This is a genomic window from Roseovarius sp. THAF27, assembly GCF_009363655.1.
Lineage (GTDB): Bacteria > Pseudomonadota > Alphaproteobacteria > Rhodobacterales > Rhodobacteraceae > Roseovarius.
In genome coordinates this window covers 3,620,665-3,640,040 of sequence record NZ_CP045393.1, presented here as the reverse complement: position 1 = coordinate 3,640,040, position 19,376 = coordinate 3,620,665, and the positions used below count along the sequence as shown (strand labels likewise).

Annotated in this window: 20 protein-coding genes; 15 read left to right on the top strand and 5 right to left on the bottom strand. The window is 66.5% G+C overall.

Features of this window, described 5'->3' with window-relative positions:
- The first annotated feature begins 1 nt into the window (after window position 1).
- A complete protein-coding gene (tsaB, locus tag FIU89_RS18045) occupies window positions 2-664 on the top strand; it encodes a tRNA (adenosine(37)-N6)-threonylcarbamoyltransferase complex dimerization subunit type 1 TsaB (RefSeq protein WP_152493872.1) in 663 nt (220 codons plus the stop codon).
- On the top strand, window positions 654-1,070 hold the full coding sequence (locus tag FIU89_RS18040) for a GNAT family N-acetyltransferase (RefSeq protein WP_152493871.1): 417 nt from the start codon (window positions 654-656) through the stop codon (window positions 1,068-1,070). The genes tsaB and FIU89_RS18040 overlap by 11 nt, the downstream gene beginning before the upstream one ends.
- A 6-nt stretch (window positions 1,071-1,076) precedes the next feature.
- Here FIU89_RS18040 and hemN read toward each other — a convergent pair whose 3' ends face one another.
- Window positions 1,077-2,432 (bottom strand): oxygen-independent coproporphyrinogen III oxidase, encoded by a 1,356-nt coding sequence (gene hemN, locus FIU89_RS18035; RefSeq protein WP_152493870.1) that lies wholly within the window; start codon window positions 2,430-2,432, stop codon window positions 1,077-1,079.
- 68 nt (window positions 2,433-2,500) lie between these two features.
- Here hemN and fnrL point away from each other — a divergent pair, with 68 nt between their 5' ends.
- On the top strand, window positions 2,501-3,247 hold the full coding sequence (fnrL, locus tag FIU89_RS18030; RefSeq protein WP_152493869.1) for a transcriptional regulator FnrL: 747 nt from the start codon (window positions 2,501-2,503) through the stop codon (window positions 3,245-3,247).
- Window positions 3,248-3,490: 243 nt separating this feature from the next.
- The gene (locus FIU89_RS18025) at window positions 3,491-4,072 is read left to right on the top strand and encodes a hemerythrin domain-containing protein (RefSeq protein WP_152493868.1); all 582 of its coding nucleotides are present in this window, start codon (window positions 3,491-3,493) and stop codon (window positions 4,070-4,072) included.
- A gap of 54 nt (window positions 4,073-4,126) precedes the next feature.
- Here FIU89_RS18025 and FIU89_RS18020 read toward each other — a convergent pair whose 3' ends face one another.
- Complete coding sequence (locus tag FIU89_RS18020; protein ID WP_152493867.1) at window positions 4,127-4,975, bottom strand: universal stress protein; 849 nt, start codon at window positions 4,973-4,975, stop codon at window positions 4,127-4,129.
- 206 nt (window positions 4,976-5,181) lie between these two features.
- Here FIU89_RS18020 and ccoN point away from each other — a divergent pair, with 206 nt between their 5' ends.
- Genes ccoN through ccoP form a run of 4 tightly spaced genes read left to right on the top strand, consistent with a single transcriptional unit; the run spans window position 5,182 to window position 8,679 of the window.
- Window positions 5,182-6,786, top strand: a complete 1,605-nt coding sequence (ccoN, locus tag FIU89_RS18015) for a cytochrome-c oxidase, cbb3-type subunit I (RefSeq protein ID WP_152493866.1) — start codon at window positions 5,182-5,184, stop codon at window positions 6,784-6,786.
- Window positions 6,787-6,830: 44 nt separating this feature from the next.
- Window positions 6,831-7,601, top strand: coding sequence for a cytochrome-c oxidase, cbb3-type subunit II (gene ccoO, locus FIU89_RS18010; RefSeq protein WP_152494586.1), 771 nt, complete (start codon window positions 6,831-6,833; stop codon window positions 7,599-7,601).
- A 12-nt stretch (window positions 7,602-7,613) separates the two neighbouring features.
- On the top strand, window positions 7,614-7,820 hold the full coding sequence (locus FIU89_RS18005) for a cbb3-type cytochrome c oxidase subunit 3 (RefSeq protein WP_152493865.1): 207 nt from the start codon (window positions 7,614-7,616) through the stop codon (window positions 7,818-7,820).
- A complete protein-coding gene (ccoP, locus tag FIU89_RS18000) occupies window positions 7,813-8,679 on the top strand; it encodes a cytochrome-c oxidase, cbb3-type subunit III (protein WP_152493864.1) in 867 nt (288 codons plus the stop codon). The genes FIU89_RS18005 and ccoP overlap by 8 nt, the downstream gene beginning before the upstream one ends.
- A gap of 117 nt (window positions 8,680-8,796) precedes the next feature.
- Here ccoP and FIU89_RS17995 read toward each other — a convergent pair whose 3' ends face one another.
- Together FIU89_RS17995 and FIU89_RS22365 are read right to left on the bottom strand one after the other, a co-directional pair.
- Window positions 8,797-9,615, bottom strand: coding sequence for an alpha/beta fold hydrolase (locus FIU89_RS17995; protein WP_152493863.1), 819 nt, complete (start codon window positions 9,613-9,615; stop codon window positions 8,797-8,799).
- Window positions 9,616-9,830: 215 nt separating this feature from the next.
- The gene (locus FIU89_RS22365) at window positions 9,831-9,986 is read right to left on the bottom strand and encodes a hypothetical protein (RefSeq protein ID WP_172978161.1); all 156 of its coding nucleotides are present in this window, start codon (window positions 9,984-9,986) and stop codon (window positions 9,831-9,833) included.
- A gap of 97 nt (window positions 9,987-10,083) precedes the next feature.
- Between FIU89_RS22365 and FIU89_RS17990 the strand changes: the two genes are divergently transcribed.
- The 5 genes from FIU89_RS17990 to ccoS all read left to right on the top strand — a co-directional run bounded on the left by FIU89_RS17990 (window position 10,084) and on the right by ccoS (window position 15,434).
- Complete coding sequence (locus FIU89_RS17990; RefSeq protein WP_152493862.1) at window positions 10,084-10,977, top strand: LysR family transcriptional regulator; 894 nt, start codon at window positions 10,084-10,086, stop codon at window positions 10,975-10,977.
- 77 nt (window positions 10,978-11,054) lie between these two features.
- A complete protein-coding gene (locus tag FIU89_RS17985) occupies window positions 11,055-12,623 on the top strand; it encodes a cytochrome c oxidase accessory protein CcoG (RefSeq protein WP_152493861.1) in 1,569 nt (522 codons plus the stop codon).
- Window positions 12,620-13,087, top strand: coding sequence for a FixH family protein (locus FIU89_RS17980; RefSeq protein ID WP_152493860.1), 468 nt, complete (start codon window positions 12,620-12,622; stop codon window positions 13,085-13,087). The genes FIU89_RS17985 and FIU89_RS17980 overlap by 4 nt, the downstream gene beginning before the upstream one ends.
- The gene (locus FIU89_RS17975) at window positions 13,084-15,279 is read left to right on the top strand and encodes a heavy metal translocating P-type ATPase (RefSeq protein ID WP_254701729.1); all 2,196 of its coding nucleotides are present in this window, start codon (window positions 13,084-13,086) and stop codon (window positions 15,277-15,279) included. The genes FIU89_RS17980 and FIU89_RS17975 overlap by 4 nt, the downstream gene beginning before the upstream one ends.
- Complete coding sequence (gene ccoS / locus FIU89_RS17970) at window positions 15,276-15,434, top strand: cbb3-type cytochrome oxidase assembly protein CcoS (RefSeq protein ID WP_152493859.1); 159 nt, start codon at window positions 15,276-15,278, stop codon at window positions 15,432-15,434. The genes FIU89_RS17975 and ccoS overlap by 4 nt, the downstream gene beginning before the upstream one ends.
- A 138-nt stretch (window positions 15,435-15,572) precedes the next feature.
- On the opposite strand, the gene FIU89_RS17965 is transcribed toward ccoS, so the two are convergent.
- On the bottom strand, window positions 15,573-17,063 hold the full coding sequence (locus FIU89_RS17965) for a D-alanyl-D-alanine carboxypeptidase family protein (RefSeq protein WP_152493858.1): 1,491 nt from the start codon (window positions 17,061-17,063) through the stop codon (window positions 15,573-15,575).
- Between the two features lie 292 nt (window positions 17,064-17,355).
- On the opposite strand from FIU89_RS17965, the gene FIU89_RS17960 reads away from it, so the two are divergent.
- A complete protein-coding gene (locus FIU89_RS17960; protein ID WP_152493857.1) occupies window positions 17,356-18,012 on the top strand; it encodes a TrkA family potassium uptake protein in 657 nt (218 codons plus the stop codon).
- A 74-nt stretch (window positions 18,013-18,086) separates the two neighbouring features.
- Window positions 18,087-19,361, top strand: a complete 1,275-nt coding sequence (locus FIU89_RS17955; protein WP_152494584.1) for a TrkH family potassium uptake protein — start codon at window positions 18,087-18,089, stop codon at window positions 19,359-19,361.
- The last annotated feature ends 15 nt before the right edge of the window (window positions 19,362-19,376 follow it).

Genomic DNA, 19,376 nt, shown 5'->3' with positions numbered 1-19,376 from the left:
CGTGACCGACGCTCGGCGCGTTCTGGCATTCGACACCTCCGGCCCCTGGCTGGGGGTGTGCTTGCTTTCGGGGCAGGGCATCGTGGCGGAATCGCATGTCGAAATGCCCAAGGGCCAGGCCGAGGCCCTTTTCCCGGCGCTGGAAGAGACGCTGGACCGCGCGGGGGCCGCATGGGGCGACCTCGATGCTATCGGCGTGGGGATAGGGCCGGGAAATTTCACAGGCATTCGCATTTCCGTTTCCGCGGCGCGGGGGCTGGCCCTGTCGCTGGACGTGCCCGCAGTGGGGGTCAGCATCCTGGAAGCGGCGGCGTTCGGCCTTGACGGTCCGATCCTGTCGGTACGCGATGCGCCGCGGGATCAGGTCTATGCCCAAGGGTTCGGATTGCGGCGGGCGTTCGGGCCGAAGCTGGTGCCGCTCGACGAGGTGTCTGCGGAGATTTTCGACGCCAATCTGCAGTGTGTCGGTGCGGCAGCCGAGCCCGTGGCGGCCCGGATCGGGGCGCAGGCGTTGCGCCCGCTCCACGATCCCGCGACGGCGATTGCCCTGATCGCGGCGAGCAGGTTGGGCGAGCCGGTACCGCCGCCCGCGCCGCTCTACCTCAAGCCCGCGGACGCGGCGCCGTCACGGGACGTGCCGCCGGTCATCCTCGATGACGCCTGAGGCGCTGGCGGATCTTCATGCGCGGGCCTTTGCAGGGCAAAGTCGCAGCTGGAGCGCGGCGGAATTTCGGGACCTTCTGGACTGGGACCATGTTTTCGTCGTGGGGGACACCAAGGCCTTTGCCATGGGGCAGGCCGTGGCGGGCGAAGCCGAGTTGTTGACATTGGCCACCGATCCGAGGGTGCGCCGCCAGGGGCGCGGGCGGGCCTGCCTGCGCGCTTTCGAAGACGCGGCCGTGTCCCGCGGGGCCGAGCGCCTGTTTCTGGAAGTGGCCGCCGACAATGACGCCGCGCTGGCGCTCTACCTGTCCGAAGGGTTCTCGGACCTGGCGCGGCGGGTGGGCTACTATACCCGGTCCCAGGGCCGCCCGGTCGATGCGCTTGTGCTGGAAAAGCGACTGATCTGAAGCGCGTCAGATCGCCGGGCTGTGGCCCGCGCGGCTGAGGTCGTAGGCGTCGAGGCTGCGGGCGATCATCCGCGTCAGCGGGCGCGCCGCCGGGGGGATGAAGAGACCTTCGTTGCTGAGGTCGACAAGTCCGTCGAAGGCGCGTGCCGTCGGTTCGAGCAAGCTGCGGACAGCCTGGCGGGACATGCTGAACGTCTCGCAGATTTCACCGGCATCGACCCGGAAATCGCACATGACGGCCTCGATGAGGCGCGCCCGCAAAAGATCCTGACCCTTGAACACGTGCCCTCGACTGGTGGAGAAGCGGCCCTCGCGAATGGCGCCGGTGTGGGCGCCGGTGGCGGGGGCGTTCTGGGCATAGCCTTGCGGAAAACGCGAGATCGACGAGGCGCCAAGGCCCACCAGGACCTCGGACGTGTCGTCGGTGTAGCCCTGGAAGTTGCGGCGCAGGCGCCCCAGCTTCTTCGCGATGCTGAGGCCGTCATCGGGCGTGGCGAAATGGTCTATCCCGATCTTCTGATAGCCATCCCAGACGAACAGGCGGCGGGCGGCATCGAACAGCTCCAGCCGTTCCTCGGGCGTGGGCAGCGCGTCGGACGGGATGAGTTGCTGGCGCTTGGCCATCCACGGCACGTGGGCATAGCCGTAAAGCGCCACGCGGTCGGGGTTGAGCGACAAAAGCTTTTGCACGCTTTCGACCATGCGCGCCCCGGTCTGGTGCGGCAGGCCGTAAAGGATGTCGGCGTTGAGGCTGCGCACCCCGGCGGCGCGCAATGCGTCGATCGTGTCGCGGGTGATGTCGAAGGTCTGGATGCGGCCGATGGCCTGCTGGATCACGTCGTCGAAATCCTGCACGCCCACGGACGCGCGGTTCATGCCCGCGGCGGCGAGCGCCTCGATCCGGGGGGCGTCGATCTCGTTCGGGTCGATCTCGACCGAGAACTCGGTGTCGTCGCCGAACGGCACGGCGTCGCGCACGGCGCTGGCGAGGTCGGTGATCAGGTCGGCCGACAGCAGCGTCGGCGTACCGCCGCCCCAGTGCAGGCGCGACAGGGTGACGCCTTCGGGCAGGGTGTTCTTCAGAAGCGCCAGCTCGGCCTTGAGCGTTTCCACGTAGGCGGCGACGGGCGAGAGCGACTTGGTGCCTTGCGTCCGGCAGGCGCAGAACCAGCACAACCTGCGGCAGAAAGGCACATGCAGGTAAAGCGAAATCGCGCTGCCCGGCGTGATGGCGGAAATCCAGTCCCGCATGGTCGAAAACCCAACGGAATCAGAGAAATGCGGGGCCGTGGGATAGCTGGTGTAACGCGGTACATTCGCGTCGAACAGTCCCAGTCTGCGGAGTTGTTCTCGGTCAATCATGACGTTAGATTAGAGGTGGGAAAACACAAAAACCTTGATGCAGATCAACTCGACCGAAAGCACTGTCGATGCTCAAAGACGCACATGACGCGATCCCCCGTGAATGCGGGGAATGCCCCATTCGGCACAGGGCGGTGTGCGCGCGATGTGACGCGCAGGAACTGGAGCAGCTGGACCAGATCAAGTACTACCGCAGCTTCGAGGCGGGACGGACGCTGATCTGGGCTGGGGACCGGATGGATTTCGTGGGCTCGGTCGTTTCCGGCATCGCGATGCTGACGCAGACGCTGGAGGACGGGCGCACGCAGATGGTGGGTCTGCTGTTGCCGAGCGATTTCGTGGGCCGTCCGGGGCGCGAGAAGGCGGCCTATAACGTGGTCGCGGTGAGCGACGTGGTGATGTGCTGTTTCCGCAAGCATCCCTTTGAAAACATGATGGAAGTCACCCCGCATATCGGGCAGCGCCTGCTAGAGATGACGCTGGACGAGCTGGATGCGGCGCGCGAATGGATGCTGCTGCTGGGGCGCAAGACGGCGCGGGAGAAGATCGCGTCTTTCCTGGCCATCCTGGGTCGGCGCAACGCGGTGCTGAACATGTCCAAGGCCGCGGGCCAGGTGGTGTTCGACCTGCCGCTGACACGCGAGGCGATGGCCGATTACCTTGGCCTGACGCTGGAGACGGTGAGCCGGCAGATCAGCGCGTTGAAGCGCGACCAGGTGATCCACCTGGAAGGCAAGCGGCATGTGACGGTGCCGGATTTCGACCGCCTGCTGGAAGAGGCGGGCGACGACAGTGACGGCGGGATGCTGGCCTGAGCCCGGGAATCGGGGTTAACCGTTTGATTTCAGTCAAAATTCGATGTCGGTATCGCGTCGGTATTTGAGTGGTATCGCGACGGTGCGATTTTCCCGGATTGGTGGGGTTAACCGAGCGTTCGGGGTTAATGCCTGGTTAAGGCGCGGCGCGTGGGTTTTCATCCACCAAAGGTGGGTTTTCACCCACCCTACGGTGTGTTGGGCGGTCTTGACTTCACGAGGGCGGGGGCTTTGTTAGCGGGCATGACCGATCTTTCGACCCGCTCGCTGGACGACCTTACCCTTGACGAAGCCGCGCGGCCGACGGCGCCGCCTGTGCCGGAGGCCACGGACAGGCACCGGCGGCAGGGCCGGCAGCTGGCGGCGATCCACCGGCACTACCTGATGGAGATGGCGCAGATCGGCGCGGTGCTGGCGCGGATCGAGGCGCGGGACAGCCCGCCCGACGACCTGAGGCAGATCGTGCTGTCGCTGGACATGGCCGAAAATTTCCGCGTGTTCGGAACGCTGTGCGGGCGCGAGTGCCAGGTGTTGAAGCTGCACCACGACATCGAGACCACGGATATGTTTCCGCGGATCGAGGCGGCGGGCGGCGGGATGTTTTTGGAGGTCGTGGCCAAGCTCCTGTCCGAGCACGAGGTGGTCCACGAGTTGATCGTCCGCCTGGGGCACGCCGCGGACGCGCTTGCGGACAACCCCGTCGAGGCGAACTTTGCCCAGGCCGCCGCCACGTACCGAAAGCTGGAAGAGGTCGTGCGTTCGCATTTCGGGTACGAGGAGACGGAACTGGAAGAGGCCATCGGGTACTACCTCGGGTCGGTCTGAGGCCGAGGGGGACAAGACCTGTGCCTTGTCCCGAGCGCCGCGATGGTCCCCGCCTTAGTGCGCCATGAAGAGCGGCAGTGGCGCATGCTCCAGCATGTGGCGGGAGGCGCCGCCGAAGACCGCCTCGCGGACGCGGGAATGGCCGTAGGCGCCCATGACCAGCGCGTCGGCGTCGATGTCCTGCGCGCGGCGCAGGAGCACGTCGGCGACGCGGGGCAGGGTTTTCGACAGCACGTCGATTTCGACCGTGACGCCGTGGCGCACCAGATATTGCGAGACCAGCCCGCCGGGATCGGAGCGGTTCGGGCCGTGCACCGGCGGATCGACCACCACGACATGCACGCGGTCGGCGCGTTGCAGCATCGGCAGCGCGTCGCGGACCGCGCGCAGCGCCTCGCGCCCGTCATTCCAGGCGACCACGACCCGCCTGGGGTCGAGGGTGATGTCGGCGGCGTTCGGCAGGACCATGGCGGGGATGCGCCCGTCGAACAGGATCGCCTCGGTCAGGGGGGCAAGCTCGGGGCCCAGCCCCTCGCCGTAGGGCATGGGCAGCACGGCGAGATCGGCAAAGCGGGCGCGGTCGGCCACATGGTGCCCCAGGTCGGCCAGCTGCGCGACGCCCTTGTCGCAGGACCAGAAGAAACCGTCCTGCTTGCCCAGAACCGCGCGCGCGGCGCTGTCGATCTCGGCGGCTTCCTCGTGGCAGCCTTCGAATATGTTCTGCACCATCATGGCGGAGGCGCCGGCGCCGGAGAAGTAATGCGTGGCCGGATCGCGGGCGACACCGAGGCTGAGCACGTCGAGATGCGCGCCGTGCAGGCGGGCGAGATCGGCGGCATGGGTCAGGGTGTGCTCGACCCGGGACAAGTCGGACAGCGCGCAGAAGATCGTTTTCCAGGACATTGCGGTACTCCGTTTATTGACCGTTCGCGCAGAGCGTAGGTCCGGGCCGCGTGGCGCGCCTTGATGGGGATCAACCGTTACCTGCAAAACCTTTGATGCAGATCAAAGCGCCCCGAGTCGCCATCGGAAATAAGCGGGTCAGTCTGATAGATCCGTGCGGCGCCCCCGGGGGGCGTCCGTGCGGACATACGGCAAAGGGACGCAAAATGGGTAACTACGTAAAACTGATCCTGCTGGGGCTGATCGCGTTCTTCGCGCTGTTCGCCGCCAACCAGGCACGGGATATCGCGTACCTTGTGAATGCGCTGACCATCGCCCTGGTGGCGGCGGGCATGTTCATCTGGGTGCTGCGCAACACGGACGAGGACCGCCCCGTGGTCGATCTGTCCGGGGAATACATGGACGGGGTCGTGCGCGCCGGGGTGATCGCCACGGCGCTTTGGGGAGTCGTGGGCTTTCTGGTGGGGACGTTCATCGCGTTCCAACTGGCCTTTCCGAGCCTCAACTTCGAATGGGCGCAAGGCTACATGAACTTTGGCCGGCTGCGGCCCCTGCACACCAGCGCGGTGATCTTCGCCTTTGGCGGCAACGCCCTGATCGCGACGTCGTTTTACGTGGTGCAGCGCACCTGTGCGGCGCGCCTGTGGGGCGGGAACCTGGCGTGGTTCGTGTTCTGGGGATTCCAGCTGGTGATCGTGCTGGCCGCGACCGGCTACCTGCTGGGCGCGACGCAATCCAAGGAATATGCCGAGCCGGAATGGTACGTGGACTGGTGGCTGACCATCGTCTGGGTGTCCTACCTGGCCGTGTTCGTCGGCACGCTGGTGAAGCGGAAAGAGCCGCATATCTACGTGGCGAACTGGTTCTACCTGTCGTTCATCATCACGGTCGCGATGCTGCACGTGGTGAACAACCTGAGCATCCCGGTGAGCATCTTCGGTTCCAAGTCCGTGCAGGTCTTTTCGGGCGTGCAGGACGCGATGACGCAGTGGTGGTACGGGCATAACGCCGTGGGCTTCTTCCTGACCGCAGGGTTCCTGGCGATGATGTACTACTTCGTGCCGAAACAGGCCGGGCGGCCGGTGTTCAGCTATAAACTGTCGATCATCCACTTCTGGGCGCTGATCTTTCTTTATATCTGGGCCGGTCCGCACCACCTGCATTACACGGCGCTGCCCGACTGGGCCTCGACGCTGGGCATGGTGTTCTCGATCATCCTGTGGATGCCGTCCTGGGGCGGGATGATCAACGGTCTGATGACGCTGAGTGGCGCGTGGGACAAGCTGCGGACCGATCCGGTGATCCGAATGATGGTGATCAGCCTGGGCTTTTACGGGATGTCCACCTTCGAGGGGCCGATGATGTCGATCCGCGCGGTGAACAGCCTGTCGCATTACACCGACTGGACCATCGGGCACGTGCATTCCGGCGCGCTGGGCTGGAACGGGATGATCACGTTCGGCTGCCTTTACTTCCTGGTGCCGAAGCTGTGGAACCGCGAGCGGCTGTATTCCCTGAGCCTGGTGAGCTGGCACTTCTGGCTGGCGACGATCGGGATCATTCTTTACGCGGCGTCGATGTGGGTGACGGGTATCATGGAGGGCCTGATGTGGCGTGAAGTGGATGCCAACGGGTTCCTGGTGAACTCTTTCGCCGACACGGTGAGCGCGAAGCTTCCGATGTACGTGGTGCGCGGTCTGGGCGGGGTCATGTTCCTCTCCGGTGCACTCATCATGTGCTACAACCTTTACATGACAGTCAGACGGAGCCCGGCGGTGCAAACCGACAACTCCGCTGTCCCGGCTGAATAAGGAGGGCCGGAAAAATGGCTGACGATAGAATGCAGAAACCCCCGATGCCGGCTTCGGCCTCGGGCGTGGGGGACCGGCCCAAGAAGAAGACCTTCCTGGACCGGCACCAGATCCTGGAACGCAACGTGACCCTGCTGGCGATCTTTGCCTTCCTGGTGGTGACCATCGGCGGCATCGTGCAGATCGCACCGCTGTTCTGGCTGGAGAACACCATTGAGGAAGTGGAAGGGATGCGTCCCTACACCCCGCTGGAGCTGACCGGGCGTGACATCTACATCCGCGAGGGATGCTACGTCTGCCACAGCCAGATGATCCGGCCGATGCGGGACGAGGTGGAGCGGTACGGGCATTACAGCCTTGCGGCAGAGAGCCAGTACGACCACCCGTTCCAGTGGGGGTCGAAGCGCACCGGGCCGGACCTGGCGCGCGTTGGCGGGCGGTACTCGAACGCCTGGCATGTGGACCACCTGCGCGACCCGCAATCGGTGGTGCCGGAATCGGTGATGCCCAAGTATGGCTATCTCGAGGAGCGGCTGATCGACGGGCAGTACGTGGATGAGCTTCTGGCGACGCACAAGCTGGTGGGTGTGCCCTACGAGGACGCGCATGTGGAAAACGCGCAGGCGGATTTCAAGGCGCAGGCCGATCCCGACAGCGACTATGACGGGTTGATCGAGCGGTATGGCGAAAGCGCGCAGGTGGCCAATTTCGACGGCCGTCCGGGCATCAGCGAAGCCGACGCCCTGATCGCCTATCTGCAGATGCTGGGCACGCTGGTCGATTTCTCGACCTTCACGCCCGTGGCCAGCCGGTAAGGAGGGACGACGATGGACACCTATTCCCTGCTGAGGGAGTTCGCGGACAGCTGGATGCTGCTGGCGCTCTTCACCTTCTTCATCGGCGTCGTGCTCTGGGTCATGCGGCCCGGATCGCGGGGCGCCTACCAGGATGTCGCCGACATTCCCTTCCGCAACGAAGATGCGCCGGCCCCGGCCACGCGCCGTGCCTCCGAGGAGGACCAGAACAATGGCTAAGAAACCGCAAGACAAGCACGAGGTCGAGACGACCGGCCACGAATGGGACGGGATCGAGGAGTACAACAATCCCTTGCCGCGCTGGTGGCTGTGGGTGTTCTACGCCACCATCATCTGGGGCGTGTGGTACACGATCGCCTATCCGGCCTGGCCGATGATCTCGGGCGCGACGCAAGGTTACCTGGGGTACTCGACCCGGGCCAACGTGCAGACCGAGATCGAGGCGGCCGAGGCGGCCAACGCGCAGATCAACGAGCGGCTGGCAAGTGCCGAGCTGGCGGCGATCCCCGGCGATGACGAGCTGGCAGGTTATGCCCGGTCGGCCGGAGAGGCGGTGTTCAACACCTGGTGCGTGCAGTGCCACGGGCGCGAGGGTGGCGGGGCCACCGGCTATCCGACGCTGTCGGACGACGCGTGGCTGTGGGGCGGCACGATGGAGGCGATCCATACCACCGTCACCCACGGGATCCGCAACGACGAGGACCCCGACGCGCGCTACTCGGCCATGCCGGCCTTTGGTCGTGACGAGCTGCTGACCGAGGAAGAGGTCGTGCAGGTGGTGAACCACGTAATGTCCCTGTCGGGCGAGCCGCAGGACGCGGAAGCCGCCGAAGCCGGTGCGGAAGTGTTCGAGTACAACTGTGCCGCCTGCCACGGCGAGCAGGGCAAGGGCATGGTCGAACAGGGCGCGCCCAACCTGACCGACGCGATCTGGCTTTATGGCGGGGATTACGACGCGCTTTACGAGACGGTGTGGAACTCGCGCTTTGGCGTGATGCCGCCCTGGCAAGAGCGCCTGACGGAGGCCGAGATCCGCGCGGTGGCGGCCTATGTCCACCAGCTGGGCGGCGGCGAATGAGCTGACGTTCCCATATCGAAATTCCCGGAGGCACTATTGCAATGCCCCCGGGACGGCACCGGCCCCTCCCTCTGTTCGCGCATTCCAGGAGGGGCCGGTGTTTTTCGTTTCACCAGGTCAGTTTTCGAGCACGCCCGACAGGGCGCGCAATACCGCCTCGGGCGCTTCGAGCTGGGGCAGGTGGCCGACGCCCGGCAGCGTCTTAAAGTCCGACCCTGGCATCAGGCCATGCAGGGCGCGGCCCCGGTCGAGCGGGATCCAGGGATCGGCCTCTCCCCAGATTATCGTGACCGGGCAGCGGACCTCGCCATAGCGGGGTTCGATATCGGCGGTGAAGCCCTCGTCGGCCTGGGCGAACTGGCGGTAGAAACTGGCGCGTCCGGCGTCATCCAGCCAGGGGGCGACGAGCGCCTCGGTGTCGTCGGCATCAAGGCCGGTGACCAGCGCTCCGCCGATATAGGCCCGCACGATGGCCTCGTGGATATGCGGGGGCAGGCCGGTGAAGGCGTCGACATGGCGGCCGACATGATCGAAGAAAGCCGACCCCCAGGGCCGCATCGCCACGACGTTCATCAGCACGAGACGGTCGAATTCGGCCCCGTGCAGCAGATGCGCGCGCAAGCTGGTCGCCCCGCCGAAATCATGCGCCACGACGCGGGGGCGGTCGAGGCCCCAATGGGTGAGCATGTGGGCAAAGACCTGTCCCTGCACGTCGAGGCCGGTGGGCTGATCGGCGCGTTTGCCGGAGCGGCCATATCCGGGCATGTCGTACCAGTGGACGCTATGGGTTTCGGCCAGGGCGGGGATGAGCCGGTGCCACGACACCGACGACCACGGCCAGCCATGGGCAAGCACGAGCGGCGGACCCGACCCGGCGCTGCCCCAGGCGACGGGGCCGGCGGGCGTGTCTGCGGTGTGAGCCAGGTTCCAGGTCATAAGGTGGGTCCTGTTGGTCAAAAAAGACCCGTGGCGCGGCCATGAGACCGGGACCACGGGCCAGTCAGGGGAGAAGCCCCGCGCGCCTAACGCGCGCGCGGGCCGACATCAGGAGTTTGGAAGGGCCAGCGGCGCGTGCGCCAGGGCCAGGGACAGGGCCGGGGGCGCGAGGCCGGTTTGGGATGAAAGATGCGGGCCTCGAACATTGGGTCGGCCTAGCGCGGCAGGCGGGCGATGCGATGCGCCTCAAGCTCGGCATCGCGGCGGTTGTCGAAGCGCGTGTTGGGCGCCCAGTGGCCGCGGCCCTCGCGAATGTTGGTGTCATTGAGGCGGGTGGCGGTGCGGAAGCTATCTGAAAGAATACCAAGCATGTCGTGTTCCTTTCGGGTTCGTGTGATAGCCTCAATCTGGCACCTATAGCGCGTCATTGCGACTCAGGAAAAATTCCGATATGTAAGCTGAGATTACATGACGGATTGGCTGACCCTCCCGCCCCTGACGGCATTGCGCGCCTTTGCGGCCCTGTCCGAGACCGGCTCGGCCCAGGCGGCGGGGGCGGCGCTGAATGTCAGCCATGCCGCGATAAGCCAGCAGGTCAAGGCGCTGGAGACGCGGATGGGGGTGCCGCTGGTGGATCGCAGCGGGCGCAAGCTGCAGCTGACCACCGAGGGGCGCGAGCTGGCCGATGCGCTGAAGACCGGGTTCGACACGATCGCGCGCAGCATCGACGCCCTGACCGGGGCCGATGCGGACCGGGCGGTGCAGGTGTCGACGACGCAGTTGTTCGCCTCGACCTGGCTGATGCCGCGGCTGATGGATTTCCAGACGCGGCACCCGGGCGTGGACCTGATGATCAACCCGTCGGCGGAGCTGCACGAGCTGACGCCGGGGGGCTATGACCTTGCGATCCGGTTCGGCGACGGCAATTGGCCGGGGCTGGAGGTGGAGATGCTGGTGCCGTCGGACATCGTGATCACCGCCGCGCCCAAGCTGGTGGGCGACTGCGAGATCACCCGGCCCGAGCACCTGCTGGCGTATCCGTGGCTGGAGGAGCTGGGCACGTCGGAATCCACCGACTGGCTGCGCAAGCACGGGGTGACGGAAGGGCGCGCCAAGAGCGTGACGCAGGTCCCCGGCAACCTGATGCTGGACGGCGCGCGGGCCGGGCAGGGGGTGATCAGCACCGCCATGTCCTCGGTCGAGGCGGAGCTGGAGGCGGGGCGGCTGAAGCTGCTGTTTCGGGATGCGGGTGAAACGGGGTACCACATCGTCACCCGGCCTGGCGTGCTGCGGCCCAAGGCAAGGGCCTTCGTGACGTGGCTGCGGCGGCAGGCGTCCGAGAGGACCGACGCGGCGGTTTGACCTGAGTCAAAGTATTCGCGCCGTGGGCGTGTCAGAACGCAGGGGCGCAACAGACCATATCGGAGCGAGAGCTATCCGTGTCCTCTACATCTGAGTCCCCCGAAACCCCGCCCAGCCTTTATGCCGCGCGGGAGCCCGTCTTTCCCAAGCGCGTCAGCGGCTGGTTCCGCAACTTCAAATGGATCCTGATGATCTTTACGCTGGGGATCTATTACGTCACGCCGTGGATCCGCTGGGACCGGGGGCCGTCGCTGCCCGACCAGGCAGTGCTGGTGGACATGGCGAACCGGCGATTCTTCTTCTTCTGGATCGAGATCTGGCCGCATGAATTCTATTTCGTGGCAGGGCTCTTGGTGATGGCGGGCCTGGGCCTGTTCCTGTTCACCTCGGCGCTGGGCCGGGTCTGGTGCGGCTATGCCTGCCCGCAGACGGTGTGGACGGACCTGTTCATCCTGGTGGAACGCTGGGTCGAGGGGGACCGCAACGCGCGGCTGCGGCTGCACCGTCAGAAGAAGATGGATGCCCGCAAGCTGCGCCTGCGGCTGACCAAGTGGGCGCTGTGGCTGCTGATCGCGGTGGCCACGGGGGGTGCCTGGGTGTTCTATTTCACCGATGCGCCGACGCTGTTGCGTGATCTTTTCACGCTGGACGCGCATCCCATCGCCTATACGACCATTGCGATCCTGACCGGCACGACGTTCTTTTTCGGCGGGTTCGCGCGGGAGCAGATCTGCATCTATGCCTGCCCGTGGCCGCGCATCCAGGCGGCGATGATGGACGAGGATACGCTGACCATCGGCTATCGCTACTGGCGGGGCGAGCCGCGCGGCAAGGGCAACGTGCGGCGGCGGCAGACCGAGGACGCGGTCAAGGCCGAGGCGGCATCGCACGCCGCCGGGGCAACCGCCGGGGGCAGTTACGCCCGGACGCCGGTGCCCAATGGCGAGAGCGACATGGTGCCCGATGCCACGGCGGCGGCGAAGGGGCCTGGCGACTGCATCGACTGCATGGCCTGCGTGAATGTCTGCCCGATGGGGATCGACATCCGCGACGGGCAGCAGATGGAGTGCATCACCTGTGGCCTGTGCATCGACGCCTGCGACGACATCATGGCCAAGATCGGCAAGCCGCGCGGCCTGATCGACTACATGGCGCTGACCGACGAGGTGCGCGAGCGCGAGGGCAAGCCGCCGAAGCCGATCATGAAGCATATCCTGCGGCCCCGGACGATCATGTATACATCATTGTGGTCGCTGGTGGGCGCGGGGCTGCTCTTTGCGCTGTTCATCCGGGCGGATATCGACCTGACGGTGGCGCCGGTGCGCAACCCGACCTTCGTCACCCTGTCGGACGGGTCGATCCGCAACACCTACGAGGTGCGGCTGCGCAACAAGCATGGCGAGGCGCGCCCGATGCGGATTTCGGTCAAGGGGGACCCGTCGGTGCGCGTGCAGCTTGAAGGCACCCCCTATGAAACGGTAGATGTGCCGGCGAACGAGACCTATTTGCAGCGCGTCTACCTGATCGCGCCGCAGGGGTCGGAGGCCGCACGGAGTGACGCCACGGATGTACGTCTGTGGGTCGAGGACATCTCGAACGGGGACCGGGCCCACAAGGACACGGTGTTCAACGGGAGGGGCGAATGAAGACTGATTTCACGATCAAGGGATGGCACGTCTTCGCCGGGTTCGCCGGGGCGTTTTCGATCATCATCGCGGTGAACCTGGTGCTGGCGTTCTCGGCGGTGAAGACCTTTCCGGGGCTGGAGACGAAGAACTCCTATGTCGCCAGCCAGAGCTTTGACGACCGGCGCGACGCGCAGGAGGCGCTGGGCTGGAGCGTGGCGGCGACGCACAAGGCGGGTTTGCTGGAGTTGAAGATCACCGATGCGGACGGCCAGCCGGTGGAAGTGGCGGCGCTCGACGCCACGGTGGGGCGGGCGACCCATGTGAAGGATGACGTGACGCCCGCGTTCCGGTTCGACGGCGAGGCGTATTTCGCCACCGTGCCGCTGGGCGCGGGCAACTGGAACATCCGCATGGAGGCCCGGGCCGAGGACGGCACGGTGTTCCAGCAGCGCGTGGTGCTGATCAAGGAGGACGGCGCGTGACCGTGGCGATGCGGCATCAGGCGGCGATGGGCTGCCCGGCCTGTGCGGCGGCCCCCGGTGTGGACGACGTGGAGGTCGCGCCGGAGGCGGGGCAGATCGCGCTGTCGCTGCCGACGATCCATTGCGCCGCGTGTATTTCCAAGATCGAGGACGGGCTGACCGCGCATCCCGGTGTGCGCTCGGCGCGGGTGAACCTGACGCTGAAGCGGGCGAGCATCGACGCGGACGCAGACGTGACGCCCGCCGAGATGGTGGGGCTGGTCGAGGGGCTGGGATACGAGGCGCATGAGCTGGACCCCGGCACGCTGAACGCCACGGCGACGGACCGGGCCGGGCGCGAGCTGTTGATGCGGCTGGCGGTGGCGGGCTTTGCCGCGATGAACGTGATGCTGCTGTCGGTGGCGGTCTGGTCCGGGGCGGATGATGCGACGCGGGACATGTTTCACTGGATTTCGGCGGCGATTGCCCTGCCCGCAGTGGCGTTCTGCGGCGTGCCGTTCTATCGCAACGCCTGGGCGGCGCTGCGGCAGGGGCGGCTGAACATGGACGTGCCGATCACGCTGGCGGTGGGGCTGGCGGTGGTGACGTCGCTGTGGGAAACGGCCCTGTCGGGGCATCACGCCTATTTCGACGCGGCGATTGCGCTGGTGTTCTTCCTGTTGGCGGGGCGCTACCTGGATCACCGGACACGGGCCGTGGCGCGGTCGGCGGCCGAGGAACTGACGGCGCTGGAAGTGCCGCGCGCGTGGCGGATCGAGGACGGTGGGGAGGTCGAGCGGCCCATCGCGGAACTGGCGGTGGGCGACGTGCTGGTGGTGCGCGCGGGCGGGCGCGTGCCGGTGGACGGCGAGATTATCGACGGGACTTCGGAACTGGACCGCTCGCTGTTGACGGGCGAGACGGTGCCGGTTTTCGCCGGGCCGGGGCAGGCGGTGTCGGCGGGCGAAGTGAACCTGACCGGGCCGCTGCGCATCCGCGCCAGCGCGGTGGGGGCCGAGACGTCCTTGCACCGGATGGCGGATCTGGTGGCGATCGCGGAATCGGGGCGGTCGCGCTATACCTCGTTGGCCGACCGGGCGGCGAAGCTATATGCCCCAGGCGTGCATATCCTGTCGGCCTTAGCCTTTGCGGGCTGGTTTCTTTACACGTTCGACATGCGCACCGCGCTCAATATCGCGGCGGCGGTGTTGATCATCACCTGCCCCTGTGCGTTGGGGCTGGCGGTGCCGGCGGTGACCACGGCGGCGTCGGGGCGGCTGTTCCGCAAGGGGATGCTGATCAAGCACGAGACCGCGCTGGAGCGGCTGGCGGAGGTCGACACGGTGGTGTTCGACAAGACCGGGACATTGACCGCGGGGGTGCCGGTGCTGACCAATGCGCAGGGTCTGGACGATGCCGCGCGGGGCGTTGCGCTGGCGCTGGCGCGGGGCTCGGCGCATCCGCTGGCGCGGGCGATTGCGAAGGCATTGGGCGAGGCGGAGGCGAAGGCGGCGGACGTGACAGGGATTGCCGAGGTGCCGGGCTATGGCGTGTCGGGGCGCGTGGGCGACCTGGAGGTGCGGCTGGGCCGCGCGGCCTGGGTCGGGGCGGAGCCCTGCGACCGGACGGCGACCTACCTGAAGATCGGAGAGGCGGCGCCCGTGACGCTGACCTTCGAGGACGCGTTGCGGCCCGGCGCGGAGGAGGCCGTGGCGGCGCTGTTGCGCGCGGGCAAGGCGGTCTGGCTGGTGTCGGGCGACACCGAACCGGCGGTGAGGGCGCTGGCGGACCGGCTGGGGATCGCGGCGTGGCACGCGGGTGTGCTGCCCGAGGACAAGGCGCGGATCGTGGCGGAGCTGTCCGATCAGGGCGCGCGTGTCCTGATGGTGGGCGACGGGCTGAACGACACGGCGGCGCTGGCGGCGGCGCATGTGTCGATCTCGCCAGCCTCGGCGCTGGATGCGGCCCGGGTGGCGAGTGACGTGGTTCTGCTGGGCACGGACCTGGCCCCGCTGGCCGAGGCGCTGGTGGTGGCGGGCAAGGCGCGGCGGCGGATCACCGAGAATTTCCGGCTGGCGACGCTCTACAACATCATTGCCGTGCCGCTGGCGATGGCCGGTCTGGCGACGCCGCTGATCGCGGCCTTGGCGATGTCGGCGAGTTCGATTACCGTGTCGCTGAACGCGCTGCGGCTGTCGGGGAGGCGCGCATGACGATCCTGGCCTATCTGATCCCGATCTCGCTGATCCTGGGCGGGCTGGGGCTGGCGTTCTTCGTCTGGACGGTGCGCAGCAACCAGTATGACGACCCGGAGGGGAATGCCGAGCGCATCCTGCGGGACACTTACGACGACAAGCCGAAGAGGTAGCGGGCCGGGTGGCCGGGTGGCGGCCGTCGGATTTCGAGTATTTTCAGCAAGAAAAAACCGGGGGCGGGGCCCGGAATGGAAAACGCCTGCGCAATGGGGGCGCAGGCGTTTGTTTTTGCCGGATCGTGGCGGCCCGCGTTACGCGCCGGGATCGATCATGAAGCAGGTGATCTGCTTGGCCTGAAGCCGGCGGCAGGCGAGGTCCGCGCTTTCGCGGGTCATTCCCATGAAATTGGCGTCGAACCCGGTGGAGCGTTTGACCACCTTGCGCAGCGAGCCGTCGAGGGTCTCCATCTCGTTCAGGGCGGTTTTCAGCAGGACCTTCTGGGCCTTGTACTGGCTGGGATAGCGGCCCACGTTGATGCCCCAGTGGCGGCCGCCCGAGGTGGAAATGCGGGTGACCACCTTTTGCACCGGGTCGCCGGCGGGCTCCTGCGCCTTTGCCGTGGTGTCCGCAGACGGATCGACGCTCGCCAGGACCAGGTCCTCGGGGCGGGCCTTGGGGGTCGCCGTGGGCAGGGCGCTGCCCTGGGCGGCGGGCGGCGTGGCCTCTTCGGTGATGGTCTCGGCGGCGGCCAGAAGGGCCTTTTCGATGTCTTCCTTGTTGCCCACGTTCGGAGTGGCCTCGGCCACGATCGCCTCGCCGGGGCGGCGCTGCGGACGCAGGGATTTCTTGACCGCGGCGGCGGAGGCCAGGCGCACGGTCTTGCCGACGCCGCCGGGCACGGAATGGCCGTCGTCGGCCGGGCCAGGGCCGATCTTGCCCATGTAGACGGGCTTGGACGGGCGGTTCACGGCGACGCGGGTGGGGGCCTCGCGAAAGCCCAGATCCAGGAGCTCGGCCACCTTGGCGTTGCGCGAGGCGGTGGAGCGGCCGCCGAAGACGGTGGCGATGATGCGCTCGCCGCCGCGCTCGGCGCTGGCGGTCAGGTTGAAGCCGGCGGCGCGGGTGTAGCCGGTCTTGATGCCGTCGGCGCCGCGGTAATCGTTCAGCAGGCGGCGGTTGGTGTGATAGACCTTCTTGATGCCCGCATCGGCGGTGACCCGCGAGAAGAGGTTGTAGTACTCGGGGTAGTCATAGAACAGGTGCCGGCCCAGCAGGCTCATGTCGCGGGCGGTCGAGAGGTGGCCCTCTTCGGTCAGGCCGTGGGCGTTCTTGAAGGTGGTGCGGGTCATGCCGAGCGCCTTGGCGGTGCGGTTCATGCGCCGGGCGAAAGCGGCTTCGGAGCCTTCGATCGCCTCGCCGAGCGCCGTGGCGGCGTCGTTGGCCGATTTGACCGCCGCGGCGCGGATGAGATAGCGCAGCTTGATCGTCGAACCCGACCGCAGGCCGAGTTTCGACGGCGGCTCGGACGCCGCGTGTTTGGAGATGCGCACGGGCGTGTCGAGCGTGATTTCGCCGTTCTCGACCGCCTCGAAGACCACGTAGAGGGTCATCATCTTGGTCAGGGATGCCGGGTGAAGGCGGGTGTCGGCGTTGCGCGCGTGAAGCACCTCGCCGGATCGTGCGTCCATCACCAGTGCTGCGTAAGGGGCCGCGACCGCGCTCAGCGGTACGATAACCATCATCCAGATAGTGGCCATAGCCACCAGACCCCAGCGGATGGGCTGCCTGCTTCGCGTTCTCATGGAACTGCTCTTTCTCTGCCTCGTTCACCGCCGGTTTTCCGGCTGGCTATTCATTATGGGAAAAAAGGTAGCACAGGGGGGCATTTCGATAAAGTGTTTATTTTCAAAGATTTTGAGGTCATCCTTCGAGGAATCGGGGCACATGTTGTGGTGGGTTGTGCCCTGACCGCTAAACCGGCAATTGTGGCGGGATTATGTCGGTCGGGACGGCAGGCGGCGGGCCGGGTTCCACGACGTCCGTGGAACTGGCGCATGACCCCGCGCGTTTGCGTGCGAAGAGGAGGGGGACCTCATGTCAAATCGCAGTTTCGCCGTGATCGGCCTTGGGAATTTCGGCAGCACGGTGGCGACCGAGCTGGAACGGTTCGGCAACCACGTGATCGGCGTGGACATCGACGAAACCCGCGTCAGCCGCCACGCGGACAAGCTGGGCGAGGCCATTATCCTGGACGCACGCGACGACGAAGCCCTGAAGGAAGCGGGCATCGGCGAGGTCGACATGGCGCTGGTGGCGGTGGGCGACAACCTGGAATCGAGCATCCTCGCGGCGGTGAACCTGCGGCAGGTGGGCGCGGGCGCGGTCTGGGCCAAGGCCACCAGCCGGACCCATCACCGAATCCTGTCGCGGATCGGCGTGGACCGGGTGATTCACCCCGAGGTCGAGATCGGCCAGCGCATCGCGCAGGTCATGCACAATCCGCTGGTGCGCGACTATGTCGGCCTGGGCAACGGTTTCTTCGTGGTGAACCTGAAGGTGCCGGAAAAGCTGGAGGATACCACGCTGTCGAAGCTGAACCACGTGGACAAGTTCGACTTGCGCTGCCTGGGCGTGATGCGGGGGACCAAGTTCCTCGGGCAGGACGGGGACGATTGCACGCTGAAGGCCGGTGACCTGCTGTTGATGCTGGGTGAACGCAACAACCTGCGCGACTTTTCCGCGAGTCTCTGAGCGTGGCGCGACGATCGTCGATCAAGCTGGGCTCGACACGTCTGAGCCTGTCGCCGCCGGCGGTTCTGGCGGTGATGTATTTCCTGACCGTGGCGCTGGGCGCGCTGCTGTTATGGCTGCCGGTGTCGCATCACGACAAGGTGGGCCTGGGCGAGGCGATCTTTACCGCGACCTCGGCGGTGACGGTGACGGGCCTGGTGGTGGTCGATACCGGGTCGGATTTCACCCTGTTCGGGCAGATCATCATCGCCTGCCTGATGCAATTCGGGGGGCTGGGCCTGATGGTGTTCGCGGTGCTGATCCTGACCGCGTTCGGCATTCCCATCGGGATGCCGCACAAGGTGATGCTGCGCGAGGACCTGAACCAGGCGACGATCAGTAACCTCGGTCGGCTGGTGCGGATCATCCTTTACGTGGCGCTGGGCTGCGAGGCGGTGGGCGCGGTGCTGCTGGCCCTGGTCTTCGTGCCGGAGCTCGGCTGGGGGCAAGGGCTGTGGTACGCGGTGTTTCACAGCATCTCGGCCTTCAACAACGCGGGTTTCGCACTGGAGCCGGACAGCCTGTCGAAGTGGGTGGGCAACCCGGTGGTCAACCTGACGGTCACCACAATGTTCATCCTCGGCGGGCTGGGGTTCATCGTGGTGGGCGACGTCTATCAGCATCGCAAGTGGCGCAAGCTGTCGCTGCATTCCAAGCTGATGATCGCGGGGACGCTGTGGCTGATCGTGATCGGGGTGGTCTGTTTCGCGCTGCTGGAATGGAACAACCCCCGCACGCTGGCCGGGCTGGAGAGCACGGGCGACAAGCTGTGGGCCAGCTGGTTCCAGGGCGTGACGCCGCGCACGGCGGGGTTCAACACGATCGACACCGCGGCGATGAAGGATTCCACCTCGCTGCTGACGATCATGCTGATGATCGTGGGGGGCGGGTCGACCTCGACCGCGGGCGGGATCAAGGTGACGTCGCTGATCGTGATGCTGCTGGCGACGGTCGCGTTCTTCCAGAGGCGGCCGGCGCTGCATGTCTTCGGGCGGAGCCTGCCGCTGGACCAGGTGCTGAAGGTGATGGCGCTGGCGACGATCAGCGGGCTGTTGATGTTCGCGAGCCTGTTCGTGCTGACGGCGACGCAGAACATCGCGTTCCGGGACCTGGCGTTCGAGGTGGCCTCGGCCTTTGGCACGGTGGGGCTGTCGCACGGGGCGACCGGCGAATTGAACTGGCTAGGGCGGGCCGTGATCATCGCGGTGATGTTCCTGGGCCGGGTGGGGCCGCTGACGCTGGGGTTCTTCCTGGCGGTGAAGAGCCGGCCGCGGGTACGCTACCCGAGCGACAAGGTGTTCCTGGGGTGAGGCGATGGTGGGTTG

What these genes read in the sequence shown, in the direction of transcription:
- FIU89_RS18040 (WP_152493871.1), top strand. Translation starts at nt 654, where the DNA reads ATGACGCCTGAGGCGCTGGCGGATCTTCATGCGCGGGCCTTTGCAGGG.
- hemN (WP_152493870.1), bottom strand. Translation starts at nt 2,432, where the DNA reads ATGATTGACCGAGAACAACTCCGCAGACTGGGACTGTTCGACGCGAAT.
- fnrL (WP_152493869.1), top strand. Translation starts at nt 2,501, where the DNA reads ATGCTCAAAGACGCACATGACGCGATCCCCCGTGAATGCGGGGAATGC.
- FIU89_RS18025 (WP_152493868.1), top strand. Translation starts at nt 3,491, where the DNA reads ATGACCGATCTTTCGACCCGCTCGCTGGACGACCTTACCCTTGACGAA.
- FIU89_RS18020 (WP_152493867.1), bottom strand. Translation starts at nt 4,975, where the DNA reads ATGTCCTGGAAAACGATCTTCTGCGCGCTGTCCGACTTGTCCCGGGTC.
- ccoN (WP_152493866.1), top strand. Translation starts at nt 5,182, where the DNA reads ATGGGTAACTACGTAAAACTGATCCTGCTGGGGCTGATCGCGTTCTTC.
- ccoO (WP_152494586.1), top strand. Translation starts at nt 6,831, where the DNA reads ATGCCGGCTTCGGCCTCGGGCGTGGGGGACCGGCCCAAGAAGAAGACC.
- FIU89_RS18005 (WP_152493865.1), top strand. Translation starts at nt 7,614, where the DNA reads ATGGACACCTATTCCCTGCTGAGGGAGTTCGCGGACAGCTGGATGCTG.
- ccoP (WP_152493864.1), top strand. Translation starts at nt 7,813, where the DNA reads ATGGCTAAGAAACCGCAAGACAAGCACGAGGTCGAGACGACCGGCCAC.
- FIU89_RS17995 (WP_152493863.1), bottom strand. Translation starts at nt 9,615, where the DNA reads ATGACCTGGAACCTGGCTCACACCGCAGACACGCCCGCCGGCCCCGTC.
- FIU89_RS22365 (WP_172978161.1), bottom strand. Translation starts at nt 9,986, where the DNA reads ATGCTTGGTATTCTTTCAGATAGCTTCCGCACCGCCACCCGCCTCAAT.
- FIU89_RS17990 (WP_152493862.1), top strand. Translation starts at nt 10,084, where the DNA reads ATGACGGATTGGCTGACCCTCCCGCCCCTGACGGCATTGCGCGCCTTT.
- FIU89_RS17980 (WP_152493860.1), top strand. Translation starts at nt 12,620, where the DNA reads ATGAAGACTGATTTCACGATCAAGGGATGGCACGTCTTCGCCGGGTTC.
- ccoS (WP_152493859.1), top strand. Translation starts at nt 15,276, where the DNA reads ATGACGATCCTGGCCTATCTGATCCCGATCTCGCTGATCCTGGGCGGG.
- FIU89_RS17965 (WP_152493858.1), bottom strand. Translation starts at nt 17,063, where the DNA reads ATGAGAACGCGAAGCAGGCAGCCCATCCGCTGGGGTCTGGTGGCTATG.
- FIU89_RS17960 (WP_152493857.1), top strand. Translation starts at nt 17,356, where the DNA reads ATGTCAAATCGCAGTTTCGCCGTGATCGGCCTTGGGAATTTCGGCAGC.
- FIU89_RS17955 (WP_152494584.1), top strand. Translation starts at nt 18,087, where the DNA reads ATGTATTTCCTGACCGTGGCGCTGGGCGCGCTGCTGTTATGGCTGCCG.